The sequence below is a fragment of the Streptomyces sp. NPDC003247 genome, from assembly GCF_042888135.1.
In the GTDB taxonomy this organism is placed as follows: Bacteria; Actinomycetota; Actinomycetes; order Streptomycetales; family Streptomycetaceae; genus Streptomyces.
This window is the reverse complement of record NZ_JBIAPF010000002.1, coordinates 419068-430641: the sequence shown is the minus strand read 5'-3', so window position 1 is coordinate 430641 and position 11574 is coordinate 419068. Positions and strand designations below refer to the sequence as shown.

The following is an 11574-nucleotide window of genomic DNA, read 5'->3' as shown; positions in this document are numbered from 1 at the left end:
CCATTAATCACCCATTTTGGGGAGGGAGCGAATGTTTCACAACTAACCGCTCACAAAGGGGCGATACGGTCGCCGACATGCCTGCCGAGACCGTTTCCGACGCCCCTGCCCGGACCGTCCCCGTCATGGGGTGGGGCCGCACCGCCCCCACCGCCGCCCGTCTGGTCCGCCCCCGGACGTACGAGGAGGCCGTGGCCGCCGTCCGGGACTGCGGGGCACGCGGCGGCATCCCCCGGGGCCTGGGGCGGGCGTACGGGGACGCGGCGCAGAACGCGGGCGGGGCCGTGCTCGACATGACGGGCCTGGACCGGATCCACACCGTCGACGTCGCCGGAGGGACCGTCCGGTGCGACGCGGGCGTCTCCCTGCACCGCCTCATGGAGGCGCTGCTGCCGCTCGGCTGGTTCGTGCCGGTGACCCCCGGCACCCGCTACGTGACCGTGGGCGGCGCGATCGGCGCCGACATCCACGGCAAGAACCACCATGTGTCCGGCTCCTTCTCCCGGCACGTCCTGTCGCTGGAGCTGCTCACCGCCGACGGCTCGGTCCGCACGGTCGGCCACGGCACTCCCCTGTTCGACGCGACCGCCGGCGGCATGGGGCTGACCGGGGTCGTCCTCACGGCCACCCTCCGCCTCCAGCCGGTCGAGACGACGTTCATGAGGGTCGACACCGAGCGGGCGAGCGACCTCGACGACCTGATGGCCCGGCTGACGGCCACCGACCACGGCTACCGCTACTCCGTCGCCTGGATCGACCTCCTCGCGCGCGGAGCGGCCACCGGACGCGCCGTCCTGACCCGCGGCGACCACGCCCCCCGCTCGGCGCTGCCCGCCCGCGCGCGCCGGGCCCCGCTGTCCTTCCGCCCCTCCCGGTTCCCGCCCGCCCCCGCCCTCCCGGAGGGGCTGCCGGAGGGGCTGCTCACCCGCCGCACCGTGGGACTGTTCAACGAGTTCTGGTACCGCAGGGCGCCCCGCGCGCGGACCGGCGAACTCCAGCGGCTCTCCGCCTTCTTCCACCCCCTCGACGGCGTCCCCCACTGGAACCGCGTCTACGGCCGCGGCGGCTTCGTGCAGTACCAGTTCGTCGTCGGGCACGGCGAGGAGGACACCCTGCGCAAGATCGTGCGCCGCCTCTCGCGCCGCGGCTGCCCGTCGTTCCTGGCCGTCCTCAAGCGCTTCGGCGAGGCCGACCCCGGCTGGCTCTCCTTCCCCCGGCCCGGCTGGACCCTCGCCCTGGACATCCCGGCCGGGCTGCCCCGCCTCGCCGCCCTCCTCGACCAGCTGGACGAGCAGGTCGCCGCGGCCGGCGGACGGGTCTACCTCGCCAAGGACTCCCGGCTGCGGCCGGACGTGCTCGACGCCATGTACCCGCGGCTGGACGACTTCCGCGCGCTGCGCGCGGAGCTGGACCCGCGCGGGGTGTTCGTCTCCGACCTCGCCCGCCGTCTCTCCCTCTGAACCCTCCAGGAGCTGTCGTGAAGGACGCCTTCGGCCTCCCCCAGTCCCTCCTCGTCCTCGGCGGCTCGTCCGAGATCGCGCTGGCCACCGCGCGCCGGCTGATCGCCCGCCGCACCACCACGGTCTGGCTGGCCGGACGCCCCTCGACCGCCCTGGAGCAGTCGGCGGCCGAGCTGCGCGACCTCTGCGCCGAGGTGCGCACCGTCCCCTTCGACGCGCTCGATCCCGAGTCCCACGAGACCGTGCTCGGCAAGGTCTTCGCCGAGGGCGACGTCGACATGGTCCTGCTCGCCTTCGGCGTCCTCGGCGAGCAGGCCCGCGACGAGCGCGACCCCGTGGCCGCCGCACGCGTCGCACAGACCAACTACACGGGCGCCGTCTCGTCCTGCCTGGTCGCCGCCCGCGCCCTCCAGGCCCAGGGCCACGGCTCCCTGGTCGTGCTCTCCTCCGTCGCCGGCGAACGCGCCCGCCGCACCAACTTCATCTACGGCTCCAGCAAGGCCGGCCTGGACGCCTTCGCCCAGGGCCTCGGCGACGCGCTGCACGGCACGGGCGTCCACGTCATGGTCGTCCGCCCCGGGTTCGTCCGGTCCCGGATGACCGCGGGGCTGGACGAGACCCCTCTGGCGACCACCCCCGAGGCCGTCGCCACGGCCGTCGAACTGGGTCTGCGGCGCCGCTCGGAGACGGTGTGGGTGCCGGGGGTGCTCCGGGTGGTGATGTCGGTGCTGCGGCACGTGCCGCGCGGGGTGTTCCGCCGGCTGCCCCTGTAGGCCCTGTCGGCCCCGGCCCGGTAGACCCCGGTCGGACCCGGCCGGGGTCTACCGGGCGGTCTACCGGGCGGGCAGGGAGTCGCGGTCCACGCAGGCCGCCTGCGGGGGCACCAGCGGCCCGCCGAAGGCGTACTCGCGCAGCTTGCGCCACACCCCGTCGGCGCCCTGCTCGTACAGGGCGAAGCCGGTGCAGGACCAGTCCGCCTCGTAGGCGGCGAGCTCCTCGAACGCGCGGTCCATCGCCGCCTCGTCGATGCCGTGCGCCACCGTGACGTGCGGGTGGTAGGGGAACTGGAGCTCGCGGGGGACGGGCCCCGCGGGGTCCCGGACCTGCTGCTGGAGCCAGGCGCAGGCCTCGGCGCCCTCGACGACCCGGACGTACACCACCGGCGACAGGGGCCGGAAGGTGCCCGTGCCGGACAGGCGCATCGGGAACGGGCGGCCCGCCCCGGCGACCGCGGTGAGGTGCGCCTCCACGGCCGGCAGCGCGGTGGCCTCGACCTCCGTCGGCGGCAGCAGCGTGACGTGCGTGGGGATGCCGTGAGCCGCGGCGTCGCCGAAGCCCGCGCGCCGCTCCTGGAGCAGGCGGCCGTGGGGCTCCGGGACCGCGATCGACACACCGATCGTTACGGTCCCCACGTCGTCTCCTGTCGTCGTGCCGGAAGTGGTACCGGATGTGGCGCCGGGTTCATGGCCCGTCGTCGACGGCCGTGGCCGGTCGTACGGCTATCGACTGTACGGCCACGGCTGTGCTGTGGGCAGGCGCAGCGGAAGTGATGTGCAGCGCTCTGCCCGGCGCGCCCTGTGTGCGGTGGTGCGCCCTCAGTGCTTCGCGGGCAGGAAGCCGATCCGCGCGTACGCCTGGGAGAGGGTCTCCGCGGCCACGGCACGCGCCTTCTCGGCCCCTTTGGCCAGGATCGAGTCCAGCGTCTCGGGGTCGTCGAGGTACTGCTGGGTGCGGTCCCGGAACGGGGTCACGAAGTCGACGACGACGTCGGCGAGGTCCGTCTTGAGCGCGCCGTAGAGCTTGCCCTCGTACCGCTGCTCCAGCTCGGGGATGCTCACGCCGGTCAGCGTGGAGTAGATGGTGAGCAGGTTGCTCACGCCCGGCTTGTTCTCGGTGTCGTAGCGGACGACCGTGTCGGTGTCCGTGACCGCGCTCCTGACCTTCTTGGCGGTGGCCTTCGGCTCGTCGAGGAGGTTGATGAGGCCCTTCGGCGTGGACGCCGACTTGCTCATCTTGACCGACGGCTCCTGGAGGTCGTAGATCTTCGCCGTCTCCTTGAGGATGTACGGCTTGGGGATCGTGAAGGTCTCGCCGAAGCGGCCGTTGAAGCGCTCGGCGAGGTCGCGGGTCAGCTCGATGTGCTGGCGCTGGTCCTCGCCGACCGGGACCTCGTTCGCCTGGTAGAGCAGGATGTCCGCGACCTGGAGGACCGGGTAGGTGAACAGGCCGACGCTCGCGCGGTCGGCGCCCTGCTTGGCGGACTTGTCCTTGAACTGGGTCATGCGGGACGCCTCGCCGAAGCCGGTCAGGCAGTTCATCACCCAGGCGAGCTGCGCGTGCTCGGGGACGTGGCTCTGGACGAAGAGCGTGCAGCGCTCCGGGTCGAGGCCGGCCGCGAGGAGCTGGGCGGCCGCCAGCCGGGTGTTGGCCGTCAGCTCCTTCGGGTCCTGCGGGACGGTGATCGCGTGCAGGTCGACGACCATGTAGAAGGCGTCGTGGGACTCCTGGAGGGCCACCCACTGGCGGACGGCGCCGAGGTAGTTGCCGAGGTGGAACGAGCCTGCGGTGGGCTGGATCCCGGAGAGCACACGAGGTCGGTCATTCGCCATGCTCACCATTCTCTCAGAGAGACGGGGGGCTTCCGTGCGGGGGGAACCGCGGATCGCGGTGAGCCGATCGCGCGGTTCCCCACGCCCCCTGCGGGGCGCTTCAGCCCAGGTCGATCTCCGGGTACAGCGGGAAGCCCGCGACCAGGTCCGTCGCCCGCTGGGAGATCTCCTCCGCCACCTTCGCGTCCAGCACGTGGGCGGCCTTGCTCGGGGCGCCCGACTTGGTGGTGCCCGGCTCGGTGGTGGTGAGGACGCGGTCGATCAGGCCCGCCACCTCGTCCATCTCCGCCGTGCCCAGGCCACGGGTGGTGAGCGCCGGGGTGCCGACGCGGACGCCGGAGGTGTACCAGGCGCCGTTGGGGTCGGCGGGGATGGCGTTGCGGTTGGTGACGATGCCGGAGTCCAGCAGCGCCGCCTCGGCCTGGCGGCCGGTGAGGCCGTAGGAGGTGGCGACGTCCATCAGGTTGAGGTGGTTGTCCGTGCCGCCGGTCACCAGCGTGGCGCCGCGGCGCGTCAGGCCCTCCGCGAGGGCGCGGGAGTTGTCGACGATGCGCTGGGCGTAGTCCTGGAAGGCGGGCTGCCGGGCCTCGGCCAGGGCGACGGCCTTGGCGGCCATGACGTGCGGGAGCGGGCCGCCGAGGACCATCGGGCAGCCGCGGTCCACCTGGTCCTTGAGGGAGTCGTCGCACAGGACCATGCCGCCGCGCGGGCCGCGCAGGGACTTGTGGGTGGTGGTCGTCACGATCTGGGCGTGCGGGACCGGGTCGAAGTCGCCGGTGAGGACCTTGCCCGCGACCAGGCCCGCGAAGTGGGCCATGTCGACCATGAGGGTGGCGCCGACCTCGTCGGCGATCTCCCGCATGACGCGGAAGTTCACCAGGCGGGGGTAGGCGGAGTAACCGGCGACGATGATCAGCGGCTTGAACTCGCGGGCGGACGCGCGCAGGGCCTCGTAGTCGATCAGGCCGGTCGCCGGGTCGGTGCCGTAGGAGCGCTGGTCGAACATCTTGCCGGAGATGTTCGGGCGGAAGCCGTGGGTGAGGTGGCCGCCGGCGTCCAGGGACATGCCCAGCATGCGCTGGTTGCCGAAGGCCTGCCGCAGCTCGGCCCAGTCGGCCTCGGTGAGGTCGTTGACCTGGCGGGCGCCGGTCTTCTCCAGGAAGGGGGCCTCGACGCGGTCGGCGAGGACGGCCCAGAAGGCGACGAGGTTGGCGTCGATGCCGGAGTGCGGCTGGACGTAGGCGTGGCGGGCGCCGAACAGCTCCTTGGCGTGCTCGGCGGCGAGGGACTCGACGGTGTCGACGTTGCGGCAGCCGGCGTAGAAGCGGCGGCCGACGGTGCCCTCGGCGTACTTGTCGCTGAACCAGTTGCCCATCGCCAGCAGGGTGGCCGGGGAGGCGTAGTTCTCGGAGGCGATCAGCTTGAGCATCTCGCGCTGGTCGGCGACCTCCTGGCCGATGGCGTCGGCGACCCGCGGCTCGACCGCGCGGATCACGTCCAGGGCGGCGCGGAAGGCGGTGGACTCGGTGGAGAGGGGCTGCTGCTCGGGCATGTCGTCGGCCTCCGGTGGCGTGGCGTGCGAGCGGTCACGGTTCTCGGTCTGGCCCAGGCGCACGGCACTGTTACGTCAGGCCGCTCCCCGATGGTCCGTCCCATCCCAGCGCGCCAGTCACGGCCTGCTCGAAAGCCTACCGGGCGGGCCGCCGGGAACCGGTGCCACGTCCGCCAGACGAGACCTCCTGGGCCCCGGTCTAAAGGATCACGTGGGGCAGGAAGCGGGCGTACTCGTCCGTGATCAGACCGGAGGACTCGCGGATGCCGAGGCCGGCGGACTCGTCCCCGACGACCCAGGCGCCGAGGACGACGTGGTTGCCGTCGAAGGCGGGCAGCGGCGCGAGCTGCTGGTAGCAGCAGGGCTCCGCGCGGACGACAGGGTCGGCGCCGGGCGGGTGGACGGTGATGCCCGCGCCCTCGCGGCCGAGCAGGGGCTTGGCGACGTAGCCGGTGGTGGCGGCGAGGTCGCGGGGGCCGTCCAGGTGGGCGGGGAGCAGGTTGGGGTGGCCGGGGTACAGCTCCCACAGGATCGCCAGCAGGGCCTTGTTGCTGAGCAGCATCTTCCACGCGGGCTCGATCCACAGGGTGGTGCCCGTGCCGCCGCCGTTGTCGACGGTGTCGAGGACGTGGCCGGCGAAGCGGTCGGTGGTGAGCCACTCCCAGGGGTAGAGCTTGAAACAGCTGCGGATGAACCGGAGCCGGTGGTCGACGAAGCGGCCGGAGAGGCGGTCGAAGCCGATGTCCTCCACCGGGATCCAGGCGGTGTCCAGGCCGGCCTGTTCCGCGGTCTCCTTCAGGTAGGCGACCGTCATCAGGTCCTCGCCGAGTTCGTCGGCCGCGGAGTGCGCGAAGTACAGGGGGGAGCCGGGCGGGAGGAGGGGAGCCTGCTCGCGCCAGGCGTCGACGAGGCGTTCGTGGAGGGAGTTCCACTGGTCGGCGCCCGGGAACCGTTCCTCCATCCAGAACCACTGGGGGCTCGCGGCCTCGACCAGGGAGGTGGGGGTGTCGGCGTTGTACTCCAGCAGCTTGGCCGGGCCGGTGCCGTCGTAGTGGAGGTCGAAGCGGCCGTACACGGAGGGCAGTTCGGCGCGGCGGTGCCAGGCCTCGGTGACCATGGCGGCGACCCGCGGGTCGGTGATGCCGAGGTCGGCGAGCCGGTCGGTGTCCACCAGGTGGGCGGCCGCGGCGAGGCACATACGGTGCAGTTCCTCGACGGTCTCCTCCAGTGCCTCGACCTCGTCGAGGGTGAGGACGTAGTAGGCGCTCTCGTCCCAGTAGGGGCGCAGGGTGCCGTCGGGGTGGCGGGTGAGGGGGTAGACGAGGCCCTGTTCCTCGACGGTCCGCTGCCAGCCGGGGCGGGGTTCGATGGTGCGGCGTTCCATGGCGTGCGTGCGCGTGCGTTCCGGGGCCCGCTCAGCCGCCGCTGCTGCCGGAGCCCGAGCAGCCGAAGCCGCCGCGGTCGACGGCCTCGCTGCGGCTGAAGGTGCCGTAGTCGGCGTGGCCGGAGCTGACGTCGGCGTCGTAGTACCAGGCGGCGTCCATCTGCTTGCCGGTGGTGGTCTTCTTGCGGGCGCTGCCGGAGGAGGCGGAGGCGGACGACGAGCAGTTCTTGTCCGCGACGACCTTGTAGCCGTAGACGTAGTCGTAGCTGTCGCGGTCCACGCACCGGCGGTCGGGGTCGGAGCCGCAGGAGGTGAGGGCCGCCGCGACGACGCCCATCCCGCCGAGCACGACCGTGCTGGAACGCAGCCGCCTGCGTGTGTCCGCCATGTCCTGTCCCCCCGTCGCAGCGGCCCGGCGATCTCTCCGGGCCCGTCTCCCCGTCGCTTCGGCCCGGCGATCCCTCCGGGCCTCTTTCCGCCGTTCAGCCTAGAGATCGCCGGGAGGGCGCGTGAAGGGGCCCCGGGCCTAGCCGCCCGCCCGCGGGCCGTTCGCGCGGTGTGCGGGGGGGTGTGCGCTCTTGATGTGCGCCGCCGTGCCCCGCTACGGCAGCACCCGGCACAGCGCGGCCAGCGCGCCCGTCCAGGCGTGGTCCGGTGGTGTTCCGTAGCCGACGACCAGGGCGTCCAGCGGGTCCGCCACGGCTTCCTCGTGGCGGAACCAGGACAGTCCGTACAGGGCCAGCCCCTGCCAGGTGGCCGCCCGGACCACCGACCGCTCGGTGCCGGGCGGCAGGCTCACCACGGCGTGCAGTCCCGCCGCGATGCCGGTCACCCGGGCGCCGGGGGAGGCGGCGGCGAGCGCCGTGACCAGGGCGTCCCTACGGCGGCGGTAACGCAGACGGACGGAGCGCACCTGACGGTCGTAGGCACCGGAGGCGATGAACTCGGCGAGGGTCAGCTGGTCCAGGACACCGCAGGTGTCGATGTGGCCCTTGGCCGCCGCGGCCTCCTCGGCGAGGCCGGGCGGCAGCACCGCCCAGGCGAGCCGCAGACCGGGGGCGAGGGACTTGCTGGCGGTGCCCAGGTAGACGACGTGGTCGGGGTCGAGGCCCTGGAGGGCGCCGACGGGCTGGCGGTCGTAGCGGAACTCGCCGTCGTAGTCGTCCTCCAGGACCAGCCCGCCGGTGCGCCGCGCCCAGTCCACGACGGCCGCCCGCCGGTCGCGGTGCAGCGGCACGCCCATCGGGAACTGGTGGGCGGGGGTGAGCAGGACGGCGCCCGCGTCGGCCGGCGGCACGGGGTCGGTGCCGAGACCGTCGAAGGGGAGCGGCCGGGTGCGCAGGCCGGCCGCCGTCAGGAGCCTCTCGTGCTGGTCGAGGCGGTACGACTCGACGGCGACCGTGCGGACCCCGCGCGCCCGCAGGACCGCGCCGAGCACCTTGAGCGCGTGCACGAACCCGCCGACGACGAGGACGCGTCCGGGGTCGGTGCGCACGCCCCGGGCGCGGGCGAGGTAGCCGGCGAGCGCGGTGCGCAGTTCGACGCGGCCGCGGGGATCGCCGTAGCCGAAGGCGTCGTGGGGCGCGGCGGTGACGGCGCGGCGGGCGGCCTTGAGCCAGTCCGCGCGCGGGAAGGAGGCGAGGTCGGGCGTGCCGGGGCGCAGGTCGTACGCCGGGCGGTGGGGCTCGCGGGGCGGGGCGGCCACGCCGGGGGACGGCGCGGCCGTCCTCCCCCGCTGCCCGGTGGGTACGGCGGGGACCCCCTCCGCGACCCGGGTGCCCGAGCCCTGCCGGGCGGTGAGCCAGCCCTCGGCGACCAGGTCGGCGTAGGCGTCGGCGACCGTGTTGCGGGCGATGCCGAGGTCGGCGGCGAGCGTGCGGGAGGACGGCAGCCGGGTGCCGGGGGCCAGCCGGCCGCTGCGGACCGCCTCGCGCAGGGCGTCGGTCAGGCCCCGGCGCAGGCCGGGACCGGTCGGTTCGAGATGCAGGTCGACGCCCAGAGTGGCCCATGATTCCGCCATGGAAATGGACCATACCCCTGGGCTGCCTCGCTCCTAGGGTCGACGGCATGACCACGAACGACACCACCGCGACGGCCGTGGAGTACGCCCCCGAACACACCCCCCGCCTCGCCTGGGCCGAGCTGGCCCCCGACGTCTTCAAGGCGATGATCCGGCTGGACGCCGCCGCCCGGAAGGGCGTCGAACCGAAGCTGCTGGAACTGGTGAAGATCCGCGCCTCGCAGCTCAACCACTGCGCGCTCTGCCTCGACATGCACAGCAAGGACGCGCTCGCGGCCGGAGAGAGCGTCGAACGGATCGTCCAGCTCGGCGCGTGGGAGGAGTCGGAGCACTTCTACACGGAGAGGGAACTGGCCGCCCTGGCGCTGACGGAGGCGGTGACGGTCCTCACGGACGGTTTCGTGCCGGACGAGGTGTACGCGAGGGCGGCGAAGCACTTCGAGGACGCCGAGCTGGCGCAGCTGATCGCCGCGATCACGGTGATCAACGCGTGGAACCGGTTCGGCGTGACCTGCCGGCTGGTGCCGGGCCACTACGAGCCGGGGCAGCACAAGTGACCGGGGCAGTACAGGTGACGGGGGCGGCACAGGTGACGGGGGCGGCACGGGTGACCGGGGCGGCACAGGTGACGGGGGCGGCACAGGTGACGGGGGCGCGTACCGCGCCGCTGGACCGGGCCGTCGGGCAGGCCCTGTCCGCGCTCAGCGCCGCCGCGAAGAGGGGGCTCGGCGACCCGGCGCTCGCCGAGCTCGTCGTGATCCGTGCCTCGCAGGTCAACCACTGCGCGTTCTGCCTCGACATGCACCTGGCCATCGCCCGGGAGCACGGCGTCCCCGCGCAGAAGCTCGACCTGCTGAGCGCCTGGGAGGAGGCCGGGGACGCCTACGACGAGCGGGAACGGGCCGCGCTCGCGCTGACGGAGGCGGTGACCGTCCTGACGGACAGGTTCGTTCCGGACGAGGTGTACGCGAGGGCGGCCCGGCACTTCGGGGACGCCGAGCTGGCGCATCTCATCGCCCTGATCATCGCCATCAACAACTGGAACCGGGTGATGGTCACCCGCCGGATCGCGCCAGGAGGCTACCGCCCGTGAACAAGGTCGAGACGTTCCGCGCCCTGCACCGCCGCCCCGCCCGCGAGGACCCGCTGGTCCTGCCGGGCCCGTGGGACGCCGCCAGTGCCCGGGTCCTCGCCGACGCCGGTTTCCCGGCGCTGGCCAGCCCGAGCGCCGGGGTGGCCGCCGCCCTCGGGTACGAGGACGGTCAAACGCCGGCGGAGGAGATGTTCGCGGCGGTCGCGCGGATCACCCGGGCCGTGGACGTGCCGGTGTCGGCGGACGTCGAGGACGGCTACGGCCTGCCGCCGAAGGAACTGGTCGAGCGGCTGCTGGAGGCGGGCGCCGTGGGCTGCAACCTGGAGGACTCGCACCAGGGTGTCCTCAAGGACCCGCGGGCCCACGCCGACTGGCTCGCCGAGGTGCGGTCGGCGGCGGCCGACCAGCTGTTCGTGAACGCCCGCGTCGACACCTTCGTCCTGGGGGTCACCGATCCCGACCGGGCCGTCGAACGGGCCGCGCTGTACGTCGCCGCCGGCGCCGACTGCGTGTACCCGATCGGCGCGCCGACCGCCGTGCTGCCGCTGCTGCGGGCCGGGATCGAGGGGCCGGTCAACGTGTTCGCCAAGGTCGGCGAGGGCCCCTCACCGGCCGAACTCGGCGGGCTCGGGGCCACCCGGGTCACGTTCGGCCCCGGGTTGCAGCGCCGGGCCGCCGCCGCCCTCGGGGAGATCGCCGGGGGACTGCGGTAACGGGGGCGCCCGGGCCGCGTGCAGGACGCGGCCGGGGACCGGGCCCCCTGCCCGGTCCGCGGCGGCCGCTACTCGGCCGGTGCGAGGCCGGTACTCGGCCGGTGCGAGGCCGGTACTCGGCCGGTGCGAGGCCGGTACTCGGCCGGTGCGAGGCCGGTACTCGGCCGGTGCGAGGCCGGGGTGTGGCCGGTGCGAGGCCGGTACTCGGCCGGTGCGTGGCCAGTGCGCGGCCGGTGCGCGGCCCGTACTCGGCCCGTACCGCCGGTGCCCGGCCGCTCCATGGCCGGTATCCGGCCGGTACGTTTTGGTGCAAAGGCCTGGTACGTGCCCGCTCTGTCGATCAGAATGCTGTCGTGTCCACCTCGATCAACACAGCGTTAGACGACGGCACTCCCGTCAGATTCCTCCTCGGGCCCGCCGCGGGTGGTCCCGCGGGTGTCCCCGCGGCGCGGGACGACGACGACCGTCCCGCGGGGATGGGCCGGGCGGTGCCCGTGGGGGCGGCCGGCGCGGCCGTCGCCGACCTCGCCGCCGGGGCGCTGCGCGGGGCGCTGCGACCGCTCGGGCCGCTGATCCAGGAGGTGCACGACTCCGTGCGGGGCGTGCCGGACCCGCCGGACGAACTGAGCGTCACCTTCGGGGTGCAGGTCGGGCAGGACCTCAAGCTGGGCATCGTCGGCGGGAACGGGCAGGCGCACCTCACGGTCACCGCCACGTGGAAACCGGCGACCGGCGCGGAGTGA

12 protein-coding genes and 1 riboswitch are annotated in these 11574 nt (G+C 73.8%); of the genes, 6 read left to right on the top strand and 6 right to left on the bottom strand.

Annotated elements, in window-relative coordinates:
* Positions 1–77 precede the first annotated feature (77 nt).
* Complete coding sequence (locus ACFYWQ_RS06840; RefSeq protein WP_389513490.1) at positions 78–1460, top strand: FAD-binding protein; 1383 nt, start codon at positions 78–80, stop codon at positions 1458–1460.
* A gap of 17 nt (positions 1461–1477) precedes the next feature.
* Complete coding sequence (locus ACFYWQ_RS06835) at positions 1478–2233, top strand: decaprenylphospho-beta-D-erythro-pentofuranosid-2-ulose 2-reductase (RefSeq protein ID WP_389513488.1); 756 nt, start codon at positions 1478–1480, stop codon at positions 2231–2233.
* 60 nt (positions 2234–2293) lie between these two features.
* On the opposite strand, the gene ACFYWQ_RS06830 is transcribed toward ACFYWQ_RS06835, so the two are convergent.
* The 6 genes from ACFYWQ_RS06830 to ACFYWQ_RS06805 form a co-directional block, all read right to left on the bottom strand.
* On the bottom strand, positions 2294–2872 hold the full coding sequence (locus tag ACFYWQ_RS06830) for a 2'-5' RNA ligase family protein (protein ID WP_389513486.1): 579 nt from the start codon (positions 2870–2872) through the stop codon (positions 2294–2296).
* A 183-nt stretch (positions 2873–3055) separates the two neighbouring features.
* Complete coding sequence (gene trpS / locus ACFYWQ_RS06825; RefSeq protein ID WP_389513484.1) at positions 3056–4069, bottom strand: tryptophan--tRNA ligase; 1014 nt, start codon at positions 4067–4069, stop codon at positions 3056–3058.
* 100 nt (positions 4070–4169) lie between these two features.
* On the bottom strand, positions 4170–5621 hold the full coding sequence (locus ACFYWQ_RS06820) for a glycine hydroxymethyltransferase (RefSeq protein WP_389514368.1): 1452 nt from the start codon (positions 5619–5621) through the stop codon (positions 4170–4172).
* Between the two features lie 44 nt (positions 5622–5665).
* Positions 5666–5752, bottom strand: a riboswitch (ZMP/ZTP riboswitch).
* 68 nt (positions 5753–5820) lie between these two features.
* Positions 5821–7005 (bottom strand): glutathionylspermidine synthase family protein, encoded by a 1185-nt coding sequence (locus ACFYWQ_RS06815; RefSeq protein ID WP_389513483.1) that lies wholly within the window; start codon positions 7003–7005, stop codon positions 5821–5823.
* 31 nt (positions 7006–7036) lie between these two features.
* The gene (locus tag ACFYWQ_RS06810; RefSeq protein WP_389513481.1) at positions 7037–7393 is read right to left on the bottom strand and encodes a hypothetical protein; all 357 of its coding nucleotides are present in this window, start codon (positions 7391–7393) and stop codon (positions 7037–7039) included.
* A gap of 213 nt (positions 7394–7606) precedes the next feature.
* On the bottom strand, positions 7607–9025 hold the full coding sequence (locus ACFYWQ_RS06805) for a PLP-dependent aminotransferase family protein (RefSeq protein WP_389513479.1): 1419 nt from the start codon (positions 9023–9025) through the stop codon (positions 7607–7609).
* 47 nt (positions 9026–9072) lie between these two features.
* Here ACFYWQ_RS06805 and ACFYWQ_RS06800 point away from each other — a divergent pair, with 47 nt between their 5' ends.
* From ACFYWQ_RS06800 to ACFYWQ_RS06785, 4 genes are all read left to right on the top strand, one after another.
* The gene (locus ACFYWQ_RS06800) at positions 9073–9582 is read left to right on the top strand and encodes a carboxymuconolactone decarboxylase family protein (protein ID WP_389513477.1); all 510 of its coding nucleotides are present in this window, start codon (positions 9073–9075) and stop codon (positions 9580–9582) included.
* 86 nt (positions 9583–9668) lie between these two features.
* The gene (locus ACFYWQ_RS06795) at positions 9669–10118 is read left to right on the top strand and encodes a carboxymuconolactone decarboxylase family protein (protein ID WP_389514367.1); all 450 of its coding nucleotides are present in this window, start codon (positions 9669–9671) and stop codon (positions 10116–10118) included.
* Positions 10115–10831, top strand: coding sequence for an isocitrate lyase/phosphoenolpyruvate mutase family protein (locus ACFYWQ_RS06790; protein ID WP_389513475.1), 717 nt, complete (start codon positions 10115–10117; stop codon positions 10829–10831). The genes ACFYWQ_RS06795 and ACFYWQ_RS06790 overlap by 4 nt, the downstream gene beginning before the upstream one ends.
* A gap of 353 nt (positions 10832–11184) precedes the next feature.
* The gene (locus ACFYWQ_RS06785) at positions 11185–11574 is read left to right on the top strand and encodes a CU044_2847 family protein (protein ID WP_389513473.1); all 390 of its coding nucleotides are present in this window, start codon (positions 11185–11187) and stop codon (positions 11572–11574) included.